Annotated in this window: 18 protein-coding genes; 7 read left to right on the plus strand and 11 right to left on the minus strand. The window is 65.0% G+C overall.

Features of this window, described 5'->3' with window-relative positions; translation table 11 throughout:
• Positions 1 to 4: 4 nt before the first annotated feature.
• Positions 5 to 1,378 (minus strand): ATP-binding protein, encoded by a 1,374-nt coding sequence (locus IB272_RS21705; protein WP_110818823.1) that lies wholly within the window; start codon positions 1,376 to 1,378, stop codon positions 5 to 7.
• Positions 1,378 to 2,040: a response regulator transcription factor gene (locus IB272_RS21710; protein WP_060581074.1), complete on the minus strand. Its 663-nt coding sequence runs from the start codon at positions 2,038 to 2,040 to the stop codon at positions 1,378 to 1,380. Before IB272_RS21710 ends, IB272_RS21705 begins: the two co-directional genes overlap by 1 nt.
• A 115-nt stretch (positions 2,041 to 2,155) precedes the next feature.
• Between IB272_RS21710 and IB272_RS21715 the strand changes: the two genes are divergently transcribed.
• Together IB272_RS21715 and IB272_RS21720 are read left to right on the plus strand one after the other, a co-directional pair.
• Positions 2,156 to 2,914 carry a L,D-transpeptidase gene (locus tag IB272_RS21715; protein ID WP_192445034.1) on the plus strand — a complete coding sequence of 253 codons (759 nt, stop codon included), beginning with the start codon at positions 2,156 to 2,158 and terminating at the stop codon, positions 2,912 to 2,914.
• Positions 2,915 to 3,098: 184 nt separating this feature from the next.
• Positions 3,099 to 3,815, plus strand: coding sequence for a L,D-transpeptidase (locus IB272_RS21720; protein WP_192445078.1), 717 nt, complete (start codon positions 3,099 to 3,101; stop codon positions 3,813 to 3,815).
• Between the two features lie 48 nt (positions 3,816 to 3,863).
• On the opposite strand, the gene IB272_RS21725 is transcribed toward IB272_RS21720, so the two are convergent.
• The 4 genes from IB272_RS21725 to IB272_RS21740 form a co-directional block, all read right to left on the minus strand.
• Complete coding sequence (locus IB272_RS21725; protein ID WP_082566580.1) at positions 3,864 to 4,703, minus strand: L,D-transpeptidase; 840 nt, start codon at positions 4,701 to 4,703, stop codon at positions 3,864 to 3,866.
• 83 nt (positions 4,704 to 4,786) lie between these two features.
• A complete protein-coding gene (locus IB272_RS21730; protein ID WP_110818853.1) occupies positions 4,787 to 5,776 on the minus strand; it encodes a murein L,D-transpeptidase family protein in 990 nt (329 codons plus the stop codon).
• 333 nt (positions 5,777 to 6,109) lie between these two features.
• Positions 6,110 to 6,364 (minus strand): hypothetical protein, encoded by a 255-nt coding sequence (locus IB272_RS21735; protein ID WP_034805462.1) that lies wholly within the window; start codon positions 6,362 to 6,364, stop codon positions 6,110 to 6,112.
• 129 nt (positions 6,365 to 6,493) lie between these two features.
• Positions 6,494 to 7,402 carry an SDR family oxidoreductase gene (locus IB272_RS21740; RefSeq protein ID WP_113553130.1) on the minus strand — a complete coding sequence of 303 codons (909 nt, stop codon included), beginning with the start codon at positions 7,400 to 7,402 and terminating at the stop codon, positions 6,494 to 6,496.
• Positions 7,403 to 7,491: 89 nt separating this feature from the next.
• Here IB272_RS21740 and IB272_RS21745 point away from each other — a divergent pair, with 89 nt between their 5' ends.
• Together IB272_RS21745 and IB272_RS21750 are read left to right on the plus strand one after the other, a co-directional pair.
• Entirely contained in the window at positions 7,492 to 8,064 is a 573-nt protein-coding gene (locus tag IB272_RS21745; RefSeq protein WP_192445036.1) for a TetR family transcriptional regulator, read from the plus strand.
• A 97-nt stretch (positions 8,065 to 8,161) separates the two neighbouring features.
• Entirely contained in the window at positions 8,162 to 9,211 is a 1,050-nt protein-coding gene (locus tag IB272_RS21750) for a serine hydrolase (protein ID WP_060644593.1), read from the plus strand.
• On the opposite strand, the gene IB272_RS21755 is transcribed toward IB272_RS21750, so the two are convergent.
• From IB272_RS21755 to IB272_RS21775, 5 genes are all read right to left on the minus strand, one after another.
• Positions 9,174 to 10,055, minus strand: a complete 882-nt coding sequence (locus IB272_RS21755) for an arginase family protein (protein WP_348646802.1) — start codon at positions 10,053 to 10,055, stop codon at positions 9,174 to 9,176. The two genes, IB272_RS21750 and IB272_RS21755, sit on opposite strands and share 38 nt — an antisense overlap.
• A 348-nt stretch (positions 10,056 to 10,403) precedes the next feature.
• Entirely contained in the window at positions 10,404 to 11,420 is a 1,017-nt protein-coding gene (locus tag IB272_RS21760; RefSeq protein WP_060644600.1) for a zinc-binding alcohol dehydrogenase family protein, read from the minus strand.
• Between the two features lie 41 nt (positions 11,421 to 11,461).
• Positions 11,462 to 12,562, minus strand: a complete 1,101-nt coding sequence (locus IB272_RS21765) for an alkene reductase (protein ID WP_110818819.1) — start codon at positions 12,560 to 12,562, stop codon at positions 11,462 to 11,464.
• 59 nt (positions 12,563 to 12,621) lie between these two features.
• Entirely contained in the window at positions 12,622 to 13,293 is a 672-nt protein-coding gene (locus tag IB272_RS21770; protein ID WP_192445040.1) for an SDR family oxidoreductase, read from the minus strand.
• Positions 13,280 to 13,687, minus strand: a complete 408-nt coding sequence (locus IB272_RS21775) for a glyoxalase (protein ID WP_112771376.1) — start codon at positions 13,685 to 13,687, stop codon at positions 13,280 to 13,282. Before IB272_RS21775 ends, IB272_RS21770 begins: the two co-directional genes overlap by 14 nt.
• 91 nt (positions 13,688 to 13,778) lie before the next feature.
• Between IB272_RS21775 and IB272_RS21780 the strand changes: the two genes are divergently transcribed.
• The 3 genes from IB272_RS21780 to IB272_RS21790 all read left to right on the plus strand — a co-directional run bounded on the left by IB272_RS21780 (position 13,779) and on the right by IB272_RS21790 (position 16,464).
• On the plus strand, positions 13,779 to 14,696 hold the full coding sequence (locus IB272_RS21780) for a LysR family transcriptional regulator (protein ID WP_110818816.1): 918 nt from the start codon (positions 13,779 to 13,781) through the stop codon (positions 14,694 to 14,696).
• Positions 14,697 to 14,909: 213 nt separating this feature from the next.
• Positions 14,910 to 15,416 (plus strand): sigma-70 family RNA polymerase sigma factor, encoded by a 507-nt coding sequence (locus IB272_RS21785; RefSeq protein WP_060530397.1) that lies wholly within the window; start codon positions 14,910 to 14,912, stop codon positions 15,414 to 15,416.
• 97 nt (positions 15,417 to 15,513) lie between these two features.
• Positions 15,514 to 16,464, plus strand: coding sequence for a FecR family protein (locus tag IB272_RS21790; RefSeq protein ID WP_110818815.1), 951 nt, complete (start codon positions 15,514 to 15,516; stop codon positions 16,462 to 16,464).
• The last annotated feature ends 20 nt before the right edge of the window (positions 16,465 to 16,484 follow it).

The following is a 16,484-nucleotide window of genomic DNA, read 5'->3' on the forward strand; positions in this document are numbered from 1 at the left end:
TCGCTCACGGCGCGAGGGCTTGCGACAATACGATGCGAGCCGAGAGGCCGCCGGTCGGTCGGTTGCGCAGTTCGAGTTCGGCGCCGGTTCGGTCAAGCGCACGCTCGACGATGCTGAGGCCGAGCCCGCTGCCGGCCGCCGCCTTGAACCGGCCGCGGAAGAAGCGCTCGGTCACGCGCGGCATTTCCTCCTCGGGGATGCCAGGCCCCTCGTCGTCGATCGCGATGACCAGATGCTGGCCTCGTATCTCGGCGTGGCAAGAGACCATTGCGCCCGGTGGCGAATGGTTGATGGCGTTTTCGAGCAGGTTGCGCGCCGCGAGCCGGAAGAGGTCCGGATCCATATTGATCCTGAGACCGGACATCGCCCCGTCGACGACAACATCGACGCGACGCGCCTGGCCGGCGAGTTCGGTGCGAAGACTTGTCAGCATCTCGCCGACATCAAAACCGGCCGCCGGCCTGCCGCTCTCGGTGGCTTCGACCGAGGCAATATCGAGCAGTTGCCGCACCAGCTTTCCGGTCCGGTCGACACCGGCGACGATCTGGCCGAGCGCCTTCTCGCGGATTTCGCCGTCGTTGCTGGCGAGCGCCACCTGCGCCTGCGTCTTGAGGCCCGCCAGCGGCGTACGCAGCTCGTGGGCGGCAAACGCGATGAAATTCTGCTCGCGCTCGCGGGCGCCGGCGACACGGGCAAAAAGGCCGTTCAGCGACTTCAAGACCGGGCTGATCTCGCGCGTCGTCCCGGTGTCCTCGATCGCGTGCAGGTCGGAGGCTTCACGCGCGGCAAGGTCGCCGGCAAGCTTGCGCAGCGGCGCGAGGCCCCGCCCGACGCAGAGCCAGATCAGCACGGCCAGAAGCGGAATGATCAGCAGCGCCGGCAGCAACAGCCCCTTGACCAGGTCGTTGACCAGCCGGTCGCGGATGCGCAGGTTGTCACCGACGAGAACGCGCACGCCGAGGCTCGCATTCTCCACCGCAAAGACACGCCAGGTCTCGCCGTTGATGACGGTTTCGGAAAAGCCCATGGCGTGGGGCGCAAGCGTTGTGTCGGGCGCGCTGTCCGACTTACCGATCAGAGTTCCGTCCAGCGACCAGATCTGGCAGGAGAGCTGCCGGTCGTAATGCGGGTGCTCCAGCAGCGGGATCCTGATTGCGCTCTGTGCCGGGCGGTTGGCATGGGTGTCGCCTTCTTCCTTCATCATGTCTGGGCTGACGATCAGCGAATTCACCATGCGCGCCGCCTCCATCAGCCGCGCGTCGAGCACGCGCTCGACTTCGGCGCGGGTGCTGAGGAAGATCCAGACGGTGGCCGATAGCCACAGGAGCCCCGTCGTGATCAGGAGGATGGCGAAAAGCCGGGCGCGCAGCGATTGCATCAGCCGGCTCCGCCCAGCCGGTAGCCGATGCCCCGGATGGTTTCGATCAGTCCCGGGCCGAGCTTGTTACGCAGATGGTGGATGTGCACCTCCACGGCATTGCTTTCGATTTCCTCCTGCCAGCCGTAGAGTTTGTCCTCCAGCTTGGTCTTGGAGAAGATCACCCCCGGGTGCGACATCAGCGTATGCAGGATGGAGTATTCGCGCCGCGAAAGTTGCACCGGTTTGCCCGCCTTTTCCACCGATTGCCTGGCCGGATCGAGCCTGAGCGTCGACCATTCCAGCGCGGCGCTCGCCCGGCCGCTGGAGCGTCGCGCCAGCGCCCGAAGCCTGGCGGCGACCTCGTCGAGGTCGAAGGGTTTGCCGAGATAGTCGTCGGCGCCAGTGTCGAGGCCGGCGACGCGATCGCGCACGGTGTCGCGTGCGGTCAACAGCAGCACCGGAATGTCGCTCTGCCTGGCGCGCAGGTCCCGCAGAATGTCGAGACCGGAGCCGTCGGGCAGCATCAGGTCGAGCACGACCGCGTCGAAGCCGTTGGCGGCAAGCGCCGTCGCGGCCGCATCGCAGGTGCCGACGGCATCGGTGGTGAAGCCCGCCAGCGCCAGGCCGACCTTCAGGCCGTCTCTAAGGATATCGTCGTCTTCGACGATCAGGACTCGCATCGCTACTCCTAACATTTCTGAGAGCGCGATCCTTTAATCGCTCCCTTAAGGCAGCCTTAAGGTAGGACTTCCCTCTGAGGCGGCATTGCAACAATCGAATCGTTGAATGCCCGATATGACCGAAGCACACGAGCCTTCTTCCTCCACGGCCGATCACAAGACCGGCATCACGCTGACCCGCCGCAGCCTTGTCGTCGGCGCGGCCTCGCTGTTCGTCACCGGCTGCGCGACCGCCCGCCCGACGCCGGCGGTGGTGCCGGCAGCCGTCACGCCCGTCCGCCCCTCAGCCGGCCGGACGGTGCCGCCGATATACTATGCGATGCCCGACGAGCAGTTTCCGATCCCCGAGGTGAAGATCGCCGAGGTCGATCCGAAGTTCTGGCGGCAGGAGGTGGATTATCCGACCAGTGAGGGGCCCGGCACGCTGATCGTCGATACGCCCGCGAAATACCTCTATCACGTGCTGCCGGGCGGGCGGGCGATGCGCTACGGCATCGGCGTCGGGCGCGAGGGCTTTGCCTGGTCGGGCCGGGCGATCGTCGCCTACAAGCGCAAATGGCCGCGCTGGACGCCGCCCGACGAGATGGTCGCGCGTCAGCCGAAACTCCAGCCCTACAGCATCGCCAATGGCGGCATGCCCCCGGGCATCAAGAACCCGCTCGGCGCCCACGCGCTCTATATCCATAAGGACGGCAAGGATACGCTCTACCGCATCCATGGCAGTCCCGAGGCATTTTCGATCGGCAAGGCGGTCTCTTCCGGCTGCATTCGCCTGCTCAATCAGGATGTCGTCTACCTCCATGATCAGGTCCGCGACGGCAGCACCATCGTCGTCATTCCGGATCCGACCAAGGGCGACATGGCGATCGGTTAGGTGAGGGCAGGCAGCGAGCGCGGGAATTCTGCAACACTTCGAAAACGAGTACCGCCTCGCGCAAGCGATCCACGCCAAAGAAAGATTTTCACCACATTTCGGTCACGGTTCGGCCCAACAGCCTTCGGCCTCCCCTCGGACCTCCCAACCGAAATCTCCAACTCTGGAATTGAATACAGTGTCGATGAATTTGTACCGCCGGTCGCTGCTCGCGGTGATCGCCAGCTCTGTTTTGAGCGCCTGCACGCAGATCCCGAAACCCGAACCGAAACCGAAGCTGATCGAGCCGATCGGCGGTGATGGCGGCTCGCCGGAAAAGGCGGCGGATGCGGCGGGCGTGCCGACGAAGACCTTCGACTATGCCAGAATCTACGCGCCGGTGAAGGACGAAGGCTACGACGTCCCGGGCATCCAGCACACCGAGATCAAGCCGCAGTTCCTGCGCCAGGAAGTGGCCTATGCCACCAACGAGCCGCCCCATTCGATCGTCGTCGATACCCAGACGATGTTCCTCTACTACGTCCTGCCCGGCGGCCGCGCCATCCGTTACGGCGTCGGTCTCGGTGCAGCCGGCCGCGCCTGGAAGGGGCGTGCCGTCGTGCAGTGGAAGCGCAAGTGGCCGCGCTGGACGGTGCCCGACGACATGGTCGCACGCCAGCCGCACCTCAAGAAATACGGCATCGATGCCGGCGGCATGGATCCGGGCCTCGACAATCCGCTCGGCGCCCGCGCCATGTATATCTTCCAGGACGGCCAGGATACGCTTTACCGCATCCACGGCTCGCCGCAGTGGCGCTCGATCGGCAAGAACGCGTCGGCGGGCTGCGTGCGGATGCTGCAGCAGGACGCGATCGATCTCTATGATCGCGTCAGAGGCAAGACGCCGCTGCTCGTCCTGTGATGGGCGACAATCTGGCGTAATTTCTGCGCCCTTGCCGGACGGATTGCCTCAAAGTGGCTGCGGAAGCGGCAGCCCGTCCGGCCCCATCAGCATATAGTCGGGCGACCGCTGCACCGGCTGGGAGTCCGGCAATGGTTGCCCATCCGGCAGGGGCTGCGCGTCCTGCATCGGCTGCGATTGCACCATGCCGCCGCCCGAGAGATCGGTGACGACGATCGGCGTGCCGTTCGGCACGCGGTTGTAGAGATCGACGACGTCCTGGTTGATCATGCGCACGCAGCCCGACGACACCGACTTGCCGATCGTCCACCATTCCGGCGAGCCGTGAATGCGGTAGAGCGTGTCTTCGCCGTTCTGGAAGATGTACATGGCGCGGGCGCCGAGCGGGTTCTTGAGGCCGGGATCCATGCCGCCCGCCTCGATGCTGAATTGCTGCAGCTCGGGCTGGCGCGCCACCATCTCGTTCGGCGGCTTCCAGCGGGGCCATTCGCGCTTGTACTGGATGACGCCGCGCCCGGCCCAGGCGAAACCGGCACGCCCGAGGCCGACGCCGTAGCGCATCGCCTGGCCGCCTTCATAGACCCTATAGAGAAAGTGGCTGCCGACGTCGACGACCAGCGTTCCCGGCTTTTCGCCGGTCGGATCGGCGACCATCTGGCGGTAGAAGCGCGGATCGATCTTCTCGTAGGGAATGGCCGGCAGCGGGTAGGGCTCGTTCGGCTTCTCGCCGTACATGTCGGCCAGGAACGTGTTGGTCTCGGGAACCGGTTCCGGCGCATAGGAGCGCGTCACAGTAGGCCGCGGCGAGGCGCAGCCGGCGAGACCAACGGCCGCCAACCCGGCGGAAAGCTGCAGGAAGGCGCGGCGGCGGAACTCTCTTTCGGGCATGTAATCCTCGATCGTCCTCTATTCGCTACCGGCGATGCAACCGACCTTTTAAGTCAATTGTGCGTCGCCAGCCGACGGAACGATCACAGGCCGGCGTAGGGGTCCGCCAGCGCCGCTTCGGGTCGGCTGATAGGATACTTAGTTCCCGAGATCTTCGCGGCCAGCTTTTCAGCACCGTTTTTCTCAAGAAGCGCCCGGAAGCTCGGATGCATGCCGCCATCGACATAGGCGTTCAGCGGCGCCGACGTCTGGTTGGTCATCATGCCGGCGAGCTTCGCGTCCTCCGATTGCAGTCGTGCCACCAGTCCGGCATCGGGCGTGGAGATCGCCGCCGGGCAGGCGGCAAGCGGGTCGGACGGTTCGCCATCGGCGAAATCGGTGTTGAAGACGTAGCGGCGGCCGCAGGCCGAAACCTTCGGCTGGCGCTTCGTCGCCTCGAAGATGTCGTAACCCTGCTTGATGTTCTTCCAGAAGTCGAAATTCGGGTCGCCGCGGTGCTTGGCCATGTTCTCCGCCGTCATGCGGAAGGGATAGGCCTGAACCTGGAATGTGCCCTGGCCGCCGGCGAGCGCGCGTTGCACCACGGAATAGATTTCGCCGACACCCTGGTCGGTCATGGCGTAGCAGCCGGACGACGAGCAGGCGCCGTGCACCATCAGCGCTTCACCGGTGTAGCCGAGCGCCGATTCCAGCCGGTTCGGGTATCCGAGGTTAAACGACAGGAAATATTGCGATTTCGGGTTCAGCATGCCGGCGGAGACGTGGTAGAAACCTTCCGGCGCCTGGCGATCGCCGGCCTTCGTCTTCGGGCCGAGCTTTCCGGACCAGCGGCACATGGGATAGCTCTTCAACAGGGCGTACTGGCCCTGTTTGTTTTGCTTCCAGACCTCGAGTTCGCTTTCCTGCTTGAAGATGCGGATCAACACCGGGCTTTCCGGCTTGCTGCCGTTCTTGGCCATGGCGGCGATCAGCTTGGCCGGGATCGGCGGTGGCTCGCGCACGTCGTCGGCGTCGAGCGCCATGCAGCCGGACAGCGCCAGGGCCATCGCGCCGATCGCCAAGGCATGCCGCATCCGTCGCACCTGCGCGAATATCCTGCCGGCCTGAGGTGTCTCGGAAGAAGGGCTCTTGATCGTCTCGCGCCGCATGCGGGCTCCTGGAAATGCTTCCGCCACCAAGCGTCCTTCGTGTGGCGTGTGTGCCGGCCGGTTGCGTTCGACGCAGTTCGGTTCAGCCTCAAGTTCAGCGATTAAGCGGTGACAGCCCTGGCTGCAAGCCTTTGTCCCTGGCGCTCGCGATCAAAAGTTCTTGAACGCGCGCTGCCATAGCTGACCGCCGATTGGGTCGATGTTGAGACAAGATGGTGAATTTTTTCTCAACGCGGGCGCCGGAAAAGTCCCGATGCGTCAGTCCCGCGGCTCACTGCCGGGCGCATAGACGGTCTTCTGCTTGAAGGCAAAGACGTTGCCGCAGCGGCAGCGCACCATGTGCTTGGCGGGGTCGGGAGAGGTGCGTTCAGTCGAGAAGCCCTTGGGCATCACGTCGATGGTAAAGCCGCGATTGCTGCCCTTGCCTTTGTCGTTTTCCGACGCTTCGGCGAAGCCGGCGGCTCCGCATTTGGCGCATTCCAGCTTTCTCGAATACCGATCCCGCGATGCCATGTTCAATCACACTCGATAGCGCTGCCACATCCGGATGGCGGGCGGCGGCGCTTGGTTGCCCGAAACACCGAACTATAGGAGGCCGCCCGTCGTTTCAAGTTTGCCGGTGACGGGTTTTGGCGGCAACGCCTAACGATAGCCGGTTGCGTCGGCCGGCTTGTTCGCCTCCATCACCTCGCGCATGTAGCGCCAGCAATCGGGCCGCGAGCCGTCGAGATCGGAAAACCCGTAGACCTGCGCCAGCCCGCCGCTCGACAGCGACTGGCCGTTCCAGCGGGCCTTGTCCGGATCGGCCGCGAGCGCCGCGATGGCGCGGCCGACGAAACGTGGCGTTTCCGAAATGACGAAGTGCGGTTGGTTCTTTGTGGCGTCCTGCCAGTTGTCTTCACCGACCTCGAAATGTTCGAGCATCATCTCCGACCGCATCCAGCCGGGCGTGATCGAAACCGCGGTTGCGCCGTGCGGCGAAAGGTCCTTGGCGTGGGCCCAGGCCATACGGTTCGCTGAAACCTTGGCAAGGTCGTAGAACGGCGACAGCCGGTAGTTCTCGGCATTGTACTCGGCGGTGCCGTCGGTCACCTCGACCAAGAGGCCGCCGGGCTTCTCGATCATCAGCGGCAGGGCATAGTGGGCGGTGATCAGGTGCGTATCGACGCCGAGATGCAGGAGCTTCAACCCGTTTTCGAGATTGTGCTCCCAGACCGGCTTGTTCCACTCGAACAGCAACTCGCCGCCCCAGACGTCATTGACGAGGATGTCGAGCCGTCCCTGTTCGCTGCGGATGCGCTCGACAAGCGCCTGTACCTGCGCCGGCTGCAGATGGTCGACCTGGGCGGGAATGCCCTTGCCGCCGAGGCTGGTGACGATCTCGGCGGTTTCCTCGATCGTTTCGGGACGCCCGTAATCGGATTGCTGTTGCCGCGTGGTGCGGCCGGTTACGTAAACGGTAGCGCCGGCGGCGCCAAGTTCGGTCGCGATGCCGCGCCCGCCGCCGCGCGTCGCGCCAGCAACGAGGGCGACTTGTCCTTCGAGTGTCATGATTCTTCTCCTTCGCGGCCGCTTGCCGACTGGCGTTTTCCTGCTCGGGTGATATATAAATGATTGTTCGGTTATAAATGAGAGTCAAGATGCCTCGCCCAAAAACCATGCCTGACGAAGAGCTGCTGGCCGCCGCCTTCGCATTGATGCGGGCCGATGGTCCAGATCGCCTGACCTTCGCGGCGCTGGCTGCACGTACGGGCCTTTCCGGCGCCACGCTGGTGCAGCGCTTCGAGAACAAGGCGAAGCTGATCCAGCGGGCGCTCAGCCAGGCCTGGGACGGGCTGGACGGGCAGACGGCGGAGCTGATGGCGAGCGTACCGCGGACGCCGGAGGGCGCCATCGCGCTGCTCGTCGGCCTCTCGGGCGATTATGGCGGTATCGACAGCTATGCCGACGACCTCAGGATTCTGCGGGAAGACCTGCGCAATCCGTTGCTCCGTGCCCGCGGCGCAAAGTGGCGCGACGTGCTCGCAGGCGTGCTCGACGAATGCCTCGCCGGCCTTCCCGCTGCGAGCCCGGGGCTCGGTCTGCTGATGGCGTCGCAATGGCAGGGATCCTTGCTCTGGTGGAGCTTCGACCCGCAGGTGCCGGTCACGGCCTTTGTCGAGCAGAGCCTGACGCGCTTCGTCGAAGCTTTTGCGAGACGGCCGGCAGGCTGACAACTGTGGCAGTGGCGTGCTCACCGGTCTGTCAAATCGCCGTGAGATGGCCGTGCGGTGGATGACGGCGGCGCAAGCTGGTCTTAGATGCTGATCCATGATCAGATTTGTCGCAGTCCTCGTTGCCCGCATCGCCACTTTGGCACTCGTCGTCTCGACGCTTGTCGCCTTGCCGGTCGCGGCTCAGACGCCATCGCCGATTTCGGCCTTGCTGGACGAACTGGCCTCACGGTCAGAGCTTGATCCCCTGAAGACCGTGATCGTCGCCCGCGACGGCAAGATCGTCGCTGAGCGTGGTTACGGCCGCAACCGCGTGACGGACTCGACCAACATCAAGTCGGCGTCGAAATCGATCATCTCGGCGCTGGTCGGCATCGCCATCGACAAGCGGCTGCTCGAAGGTCCGGAGCAGAAGATCGCGCCGATCCTGAAGGCGGACCTGCCGGCCTCGCCTGATCCGCGCATCAACGACATCACCATAGGTCATTTGCTTTCGATGCAGGCCGGGCTCGGCCGTCTCTCGGGGCCGAACTATGGGCGATGGGTCGCCAGCCGGAACTGGGTGCGCACGGCGCTTGCCCAGCCCTTCGACGACGATCCGGGTGGTGAGATGCTCTATTCCACCGCCTCGACCCATCTGCTTTCGGCGATCCTGACGAAGGTCAGCGGCAAGTCGACCCTGGCGCTCGCGCGCGCGTGGCTGGGGCCGCTCGAGGGCTTCCGCATCGGGGCCTGGGATCGCGATCCGCAAGGCATCTACCTTGGCGGCAACCAGATGGCGATGAGCCCGCGCTCCCTGCTTGCCTTCGGCGAACTCTATCGCAATGGCGGCCGCACGGCGTCAGGCCAGCAACTGGTGTCGGAAGGGTGGGTCGCGGCCTCCTGGCAGCATCGAACCAATTCGCGCTTCTCCGGCGACGAGTACGGTTATGGCTGGTTCGAGCGCCAGATCGCCGGTGAAGAAGTGCATTTCGCCTGGGGTTATGGCGGCCAGATGCTCTACATCGTGCCGAACCTGGATCTGACGGTGGTGATGACATCGGCCGAAAGTGGGCCGTCGGCCCGCAACGGCTACCGCGACGCGCTGCATCTGGTGCTCGGCGAGATCATCACGAACGTAAAGGCCGATCCGGAAACGGACGGGTGACGCGGCTTCGGCGGCGCTGGCTCGACGCCGCTCCGCGCCAAGCCAGCAACGGCTCCACGACGCCGAGCAGGCATTCGATCGCAGCTTCATTCTTCAGCGCCGCCTCAGACGCTTCGAATTCCGCGAGTTCGATGCCGGCGATCTGCTCTTTCGGGATCGCCGCGAAGATGGCGCGCAAGGTCTGCGGATAGAGGCCATCGCCGATCGCATAGGCGGCCGGCACATGCTTCGGCTCGAGCACGTCCCAATCGACATGGATCCAGACCGGCGCATCGCCGATCAACGAAAGGATGACCTCCGGCGTCGCTTCTGTCGGCGAAAGGATGCACACGCCTGCCTGCCGCAGCAAATCCATCTCCGCGGGGTCGATGTCGCGCGCGCCGACGATGACGACCTTTGCCGGGTTCAGCCCGCTGCCGTGGCCGCTCTCCCAGAGCCCGCAGGCGGCAGCCAGCACCATGCCGCCGAGATAGCCGCTTTCGGTGGTCTGCGGCGTGTTGAAATCGCCATGGGCATCGATCCAGAGCAAGACCGCGTCGGCGCGTTCCCGCGCGACGACCGGCAGTGTCGCAAGGCTGGCGGAGCAGGTATTGGCGATGAAAAGTGGTTTGTTGCCACGCGCAAGTGTTGCGGCAATCGCCGCCTGCAAAGCGGCCAGGGTCTCCCCGGCCTCAGGCAGGCTTGCCGACCAGTCGTCTTCCTTTGCCGGTGACGGGCTGCCGATAACGGTCGGCTGCAGCCCGGTGCGCTTGCTCAGCGCTTCGGCCGTCAGGGCCGCCCCGGGGATAGCGCCGGACGTTCTGTCGGCGATGCGTCCCTGGGAGACGACGAGTTCATAAGGCACGGGCATTCTCCTTGCATTTTCGGTGGGCGTTAACGCCGGTATTGGGCGCACCTGCAAAGCCCGCCTGTTTCAGCGTTTTCGAGGGGATCTGTGGGATTGGTTTGAAAGGGAAGCCTCGAAGATTCGATATATCTACGTGGATATATCGATATCGCGCCGCGATCGCAATTTCATCGGGGCGAGCGTTGATGCGATTGCCGTGCACAGGGCGACGCGGGTCGCCGCGATCGCCAATGTCGCTCGGCCGTTTGGCGCGGCGCGGGTGCCGCGGAAATTTCAGAGGTGACAGGTGCTTGCCGCAATCTATGTCGCGGCAAGCGATTTCGTTTAAATCGGCAGCTGGTGCACTTAGCCGGCAAAGCCTTCAATGACGATCTTGCCCTTGGCAGCGCCGGTTTCGATGCGGCGATGCGCTTCGCGCAGGTTCGCCGCGTTGATCGGCGACAGCACCTCGGCAAGCGTCGTCTTCAGCCGTCCGGCATCGATCTCGTCGGCGACGAAGCTCAGCAGACGATGCTGTTCGATCATGTCGGGCGTCTGGTGCATCGGGCGGGCGAACATGAACTCCCAATGCAGGCTCGCCGCCTTGGTCTTCATGCCGGCCATCGGCATCGGCACGTCGGTGTTGTCGATCGAAACGATGCCGCCTTGCGGCCGGATCAGCTCGACAGCGTCGTCCCAGTGGCGCATGTCGTTGAAGATGGCGATGTGGTCGACATGGGGAAAGCCGAGCGCGCGGACCTGCGCGACCAGCGGTTCACGGTGGCTGACCACGTGGTCGGCGCCAAGTTCCTTGACCCAGGCGATGGTTTCCGGCCGCGAGGCGGTGGCGATGACGGTGAGGCCGGCGCGCTTTGCCAGCTGGATACCGATCGAGCCGACGCCGCCGGCGCCACCGACGATGAGGATCGACTGGCCGTGGTCGGCGCCGTCCCGGTCGATGCCGAGCCGGTCGAAGAAGGCCTCATAGGCGGTGATCGTCGTCAGCGGCAGGGCGGCCGCTTCCGCAAAGGACAGGCTCTTCGGCTTGCGCCCGACGATGCGCTCATCGACCAGTTGATACTGCTGGTTGGATCCCGATCGAGTCAGGTCGCCGGCGTAGTAGACGGCGTCGCCCGGCTGGAACAGCGTCACATCAGCACCGACGGCCTCGACCACGCCGCTTGCGTCCCAGCCGAGCACGCGCGGCGTTTCCTCGACCTTGTCCTTCGGCGCGCGCATTTTCACGTCGACGGGATTGACCGCGACGGCGCGGACCGCGACCAGGATATCATGCCCTTTGGGCTCCGGCTTCGGGAGCTCGACATCGAGGAAACTCTCCGGGTCGGAAACCGGGAGATAGCGGGTGAGGGCGACAGCTTTCATGAGTTGCTCCTTTGTGGGGTGAAGAGGTGTGATTGCCGCGGTCATGCCACGCGCTCGAGTGCCGGATAGCTAGAGTAGCCTTCGGCGCTGCCGCCGAAAAGCGTGGCCCCGTCGAAGCTTGCGAGCGGCAGCCCGTCTTTCAGTCGGCGCGGCAGGTCCGGATTGGCGATGAACGGGCGGCCGAAGGCGACGATGTCGGCAAGACCGGCGGCAAGGATCGCCTCGGCCTTCTCACGATCATAGCGGCCGGCGACGATGATGCGGCCGGAATAGGTGGCGCGTAGCTCGCGGCGGAAGTCGTCGGGGATGACGGGCGCATCGTCCCAGTCGGCTTCCACCAGATGGATATAGGCAAGACCGATGCGGTCGATTTCGTCCGCGGCCTTCAGGATCGTTGGGATGATCTCGTCGTCCTTCATATTGCGCTGGGTGATATAGGGCGACAGCCGGATGCCGACCCGGGAGGCGCCGATCTCGCCGGCGACCGCCTCGGCGACCTCAACCAGGAAGCGGATGCGGTTTTCGGCCGGGCCGCCATAGCGGTCGTCGCGCCGGTTGGACGAGCGGCGCAGGAACTGGTCGATCAGGTAGCCGTTGGCGCCATGGATCTCGACGCCGTCAAAACCGGCTTCGATGGCGTTGGCCGCCGCCTGGCGGAAATCTTCGACGATGCCGGCGATCTCGCTCAGCTCCAAGGCGCGCGGCAAGGGGCTGTCGACCATCGCGCCGATGCCGGTTTCTGGATCGGCCACCCAGACCTTTGCGTCCGGCGAAATCGCAGACGGTGCGACCGGGCGTCCGCCGTCGTGGAAACTCTCATGGCTCATGCGGCCGACATGCCAGAGTTGCAGCATGATGCGGCCTCCGGCCCGGTGTACGGCGTCGGTGACGAGCCGCCAGCCGGCGATCTGCGCGGGAGAGTGGATGCCGGGTGTAAACGAGTAGCCCTGGCCCTGCGCCGAGATCTGGGTGGCCTCGGTGACGATGAGGCCGGCCGAGGCGCGCTGGGCATAGTACTCGGCCATCAGGGCGTTGGGCACATTGCCCGGCTGGCTGCTTCGCGCCCGCGTCATCGGCGCAAGCGCGATGCGGTTGGGTAGGGTCAAGGACCCGAGCGGGATCGGAGAAAAGAGCGATGGCATGGTGAGATCCTTTGGGAGGGGCAGTCGCATAGCGGCAGGGCCAAGCGCGGGGAAGCACGTCAGTTGATCAGTGCGCCGCCTTCGATGTCGATGACCGAGCCGGTGACGAAGGGATTGTCGATGGCGAAGAGATAGCCGTTGGCGATATCTTCCGGTTGCCCGGCGCGGCCGGCAGGCAGTGTTGCAGCGGCGCGATCGAACATCGCGTCGCGCGCCTCGCCGGCCATGCCGGCATAGGCTTCCGTTCGCGTCAGGCCGGGGCTGACGACATTCACCCGCAGCGGTGCCAATTCCTTGGCCAGCACCTTGGCGGTTGCTTCGAGTGCCGCGTTCATCGCCGTCTTGACGAAGGTGCCCGGTACCGATCGGCGGGCGAGAAAGCCCGAGGTGAAGGTGATCGTACCGCCGGGCCGAATGCTCTTGCCCGCCTCGCGGGCAAGCAGGATCGAGCCCCAGTACTTGACGTCGAAGGCGGCCTTGGCTGCTTCGAGGTCGATATCGACGACGGTGCCGCCCGGCGCCGAGGAGCCAGCCGTGACGATCAGGTGATCGAACGGACCGAGTTGTTGGAAATAGGCGGCCACTGCCCCAGCATCGGCAAGATCGAGACCGGTGGCGCGGCTGGCGATCTCTACCCGGCCCGGGCGCTCGGCAAGCGCCTTGGCGACGGCGGCGCCGATACCGCTGGTGCCGCCGATGACGACGGAGACGGTGGTGTCATTGAAAGTCATGGTCATTCTCCGGAGGAAGGGTGCGGACGGGTTCACAAAAGACGGCTTCGAGCAGCGGTCCGCCGGGCGCGCGCAGGAACAGCCGCCGCTCGCCGATGTCGGCAAGGTCCATGGTCGAATAGGGAATGGCGAGCCGGTCGAGCTTGGCGCGGAAGGCGGCGTAGCCTTCGAACCGGAAGCCGACATGATCGATCGCTTCGGCCGCACGCTCGAAGCCCACGCCACGGCTGCCGATGAGGTGGACGATCGGCTTGCCTCCGGCATAGAGCCAGCAGCCGGGGATTCGGCGGATAGCTGCCGGACGCTCGCCGACGGTCAGGTCGAAGACCGTCTCGAAGAACGCGCGTGTGGCGTCGATATCGGTGGTGCGGATGGTGACGTGGTCGATGTGCATGGCGCGTCTCCTTTCGCCAGCAAATTTAGCGCTTGCGGCGCATCCGGATAATTGGCTTATTTCCAAAATTATATTTCGGAGAAAGCGAAAGATGCTGCTGGACAATCTGGCTCTGTTCCTTCTGATCGTCGAAAAGGGCGGGCTTTCCGCCGCCGGCCGCGAGAAGGGGTTGTCGCCAGCCTCCGTCTCCGAGCGGCTGGCAGCACTCGAGGCCCACTATGGCGCCGCACTTCTGAAACGCACGACGCGGGCGATCAGCCTGACGGAGGAGGGCCGCCTGCTGGTGGACGGCGCCCGCCGGCTGCTGGCGGAGGCCGACGAACTGGAGAGCGGCATCCGGTCGGGCACGCGCACGATCTCGGGGCCGATCCGGCTGAGCGCGCCTGAGGATATGGGGCGGCGCTACATCGTACCGATCCTCGATCGCTTTCTCGCGGAGCACCCCGATGTGACGGTGGATCTCAATCTCACCGACGGTTACCTCGACCTGGTCGGCCAGGGCATGGATTTCGCGATCCGGCACGGCGTGCTGGCCGACAGCACGCTGAGGTCTCGGTCGCTCGGGGAGAACCGGCGCGTCGTCTGTGCGGCGCCGTCCTATCTCGAAGCTATGGGTCGGCCGGAGCATCCCGACGATCTCTCCCGCCACGACTGCATCGTCATGCGCTTCGGCGCCAATCTCGACCGCGAATGGGCCTTTCAGGTGGATGGCAAGCCGCACAAGGTCATGGTGCGCGGGCGTCGCGTCGCCAATGACGGCGGACTGGTGGGGGCGTGGTGCAGGGCGGGGCGCGGCATCGCCCTGAAGTCGGTGTGGGACATCGCCGAGGACCTGGCCTCCGGCGCGCTGGTCGAGCTTCTCAAGGATTTTGCGGTCGGCGAAACCGGGTTGCAGATCGTCTATCCGCCGGCGAACGTCCAGCCACGCCGGGTGCGGCTGTTGATCGAGCGGATCGCTTCGGAACTCGGTTCGATCGAGACTGTCCTAACGCGCATTGGAGACGCATAGGGCCGGCGACACGTCCGCCCGTGGCCGCTGCCGACGTGGCCGTCGTGCAACAGTACCGCCCCCCGTTTTCCAATGCGGCATGCCAGCGCATTGCGGTCGCGCGCGGCTTCACTTATAAAACATGAGTAACACATTCAACATAAGCGGTGGCGCACGGCGCCACCGCTGGTTCCGGCGGCGGCCGCGCGGCTCCCGCGATGGAGAGGCAGATTGATGACCGATGCGATGGTGCAGGGGCTCCACGAACGGGAAGAGGGCAGGATACGCCGTTTCTTCAGCCGCCGCCTCAGAAGTCGCGAGGATGCCGTCGACGCCACGCAGGAAACGTTCATGCGCATGCTGGAGGCATCGCGCTCGACGCTGATCGAGAACCCGCAAGCCTATCTGTTCCAGGTCGCGCGCTCCGTCGCGCGGGTCGCTGCCGAGCGCACCGCGCGCGAGCAGGCGCTGTTCGTTGCCGACGAGGACGGCATGGAGCATGCCGAAGACAGGCCGATCCAGGATCGCATCGTCAACGCCCGCCAGTGCCTTTTGATCATGGCGCGCACCATCGAGGGGCTTCCGAACCGTTGCCAGCAGGTCTTCATCCTCAGCCGCCTGCACGGCCTCAGCAACGGCGCGATTGCCGATCAGCTCGGCATATCGAGAAACATGGTCGAAAAGCACATCATCCGGGCGCTGCTCGAATGCCGGAAAATGCGCGCCGAGATTATTTTCTGAGCCGACATCAGGCAAAACCATCCATTCAACTCTAAGATGATGGGAGCGATTCTTTGGGGCCGCCCGAAGGCATTTTCAGTTCGACCGGAAGACAGGAATGAGTGGCGATCGCCAGACAATCGATGACAGCGTTCTGCAAGCGGCTGCCGGCTGGGTTGCGCGAATGCAGTCCGAGGATGCGACCATTATCGACCGCCAGGCATTCGAGCGCTGGCTCGACGAGCATCCGGATCATCGGGCGGCCTACGAAGAACTGCGGGCATTGTGGAGCGATCTCGGCGAGGTACCGATCCCCGAAGGGCGGCTCGGGCAGTTGCGCGCACAGCGCCGCCGCCGCGTCGGTGGCTTTGTCGGGCTCTGTCTTGCCGCAGGCGTCGCGATCCTGTCGCTGGCGACGCCCTATGGCGACCGTTGGCGCGCCGACTACTACACCGGTGTCGGCGAGGTCAGGCGCATCGCGCTGGAGGACGGGACGCAGGTGGACCTCAACACCGACACGGCGCTCGTCGTCCGATATGATCAGGGGCAAAGAAAGGTGCGGCTGCTGCGCGGCGAGGCGTTCTTTGCCGTCGCAAAAAATCCGCAGAGGCCCTTCGTGGTCGAAGACGGCTCGATCAGCGCGACGGCGCTCGGAACCCGCTACTCGGTTGGCGCGACGGGGGCGGACCGAGCGGCCGACGTTAAAGTGGAGGAGGGCCGTGTCGAAGTCGAGGCGGCCGGGCAGAAAGCCATCCTCGGCGCCGGCGAAGCGGCAACGATCGACCGGCAGGGTCGCCTGTCCTTGACGAAGACGGATGTTGCCGCCGGGACGGCCTGGCGCGACGGAAAGCTTGTCTTCTCCCGTCGGCCGCTCCGTGAGGTCCTTTCGACGCTCGAGCGCTACCGCCGCGGCCGGATCCTGCTCATCGACGAGAAGGCCGGCGCGCTCGAAGTGTCGGGCATCTTCGATCTGCACGATACCGACGACGCACTGAGCGTTCTCGAAGCCAGTCTGCCGCTCCGTGTCTTGCGGCTCTCGGGCCTCATGGTCCTCGTCCAGTCGCGTTAGGTTGACGCCGGCGGCAAGGC

It is taken from the genome of Ensifer sp. ENS08 (assembly GCF_014852195.1).
Taxonomy (GTDB): Bacteria; Pseudomonadota; Alphaproteobacteria; order Rhizobiales; family Rhizobiaceae; genus Ensifer; species Ensifer adhaerens.

What these genes read in the sequence shown, in the direction of transcription:
- IB272_RS21705 (WP_110818823.1), bottom strand. Translation starts at nt 1,378, where the DNA reads ATGCAATCGCTGCGCGCCCGGCTTTTCGCCATCCTCCTGATCACGACG.
- IB272_RS21710 (WP_060581074.1), bottom strand. Translation starts at nt 2,040, where the DNA reads ATGCGAGTCCTGATCGTCGAAGACGACGATATCCTTAGAGACGGCCTG.
- IB272_RS21715 (WP_192445034.1), top strand. Translation starts at nt 2,156, where the DNA reads ATGACCGAAGCACACGAGCCTTCTTCCTCCACGGCCGATCACAAGACC.
- IB272_RS21720 (WP_192445078.1), top strand. Translation starts at nt 3,099, where the DNA reads ATGAATTTGTACCGCCGGTCGCTGCTCGCGGTGATCGCCAGCTCTGTT.
- IB272_RS21725 (WP_082566580.1), bottom strand. Translation starts at nt 4,703, where the DNA reads ATGCCCGAAAGAGAGTTCCGCCGCCGCGCCTTCCTGCAGCTTTCCGCC.
- IB272_RS21730 (WP_110818853.1), bottom strand. Translation starts at nt 5,776, where the DNA reads ATGCGGCATGCCTTGGCGATCGGCGCGATGGCCCTGGCGCTGTCCGGC.
- IB272_RS21735 (WP_034805462.1), bottom strand. Translation starts at nt 6,364, where the DNA reads ATGGCATCGCGGGATCGGTATTCGAGAAAGCTGGAATGCGCCAAATGC.
- IB272_RS21740 (WP_113553130.1), bottom strand. Translation starts at nt 7,402, where the DNA reads ATGACACTCGAAGGACAAGTCGCCCTCGTTGCTGGCGCGACGCGCGGC.
- IB272_RS21745 (WP_192445036.1), top strand. Translation starts at nt 7,492, where the DNA reads ATGCCTCGCCCAAAAACCATGCCTGACGAAGAGCTGCTGGCCGCCGCC.
- IB272_RS21750 (WP_060644593.1), top strand. Translation starts at nt 8,162, where the DNA reads ATGATCAGATTTGTCGCAGTCCTCGTTGCCCGCATCGCCACTTTGGCA.
- IB272_RS21760 (WP_060644600.1), bottom strand. Translation starts at nt 11,420, where the DNA reads ATGAAAGCTGTCGCCCTCACCCGCTATCTCCCGGTTTCCGACCCGGAG.
- IB272_RS21765 (WP_110818819.1), bottom strand. Translation starts at nt 12,562, where the DNA reads ATGCCATCGCTCTTTTCTCCGATCCCGCTCGGGTCCTTGACCCTACCC.
- IB272_RS21770 (WP_192445040.1), bottom strand. Translation starts at nt 13,293, where the DNA reads ATGACTTTCAATGACACCACCGTCTCCGTCGTCATCGGCGGCACCAGC.
- IB272_RS21775 (WP_112771376.1), bottom strand. Translation starts at nt 13,687, where the DNA reads ATGCACATCGACCACGTCACCATCCGCACCACCGATATCGACGCCACA.
- IB272_RS21780 (WP_110818816.1), top strand. Translation starts at nt 13,779, where the DNA reads ATGCTGCTGGACAATCTGGCTCTGTTCCTTCTGATCGTCGAAAAGGGC.
- IB272_RS21785 (WP_060530397.1), top strand. Translation starts at nt 14,910, where the DNA reads ATGACCGATGCGATGGTGCAGGGGCTCCACGAACGGGAAGAGGGCAGG.
- IB272_RS21790 (WP_110818815.1), top strand. Translation starts at nt 15,514, where the DNA reads ATGAGTGGCGATCGCCAGACAATCGATGACAGCGTTCTGCAAGCGGCT.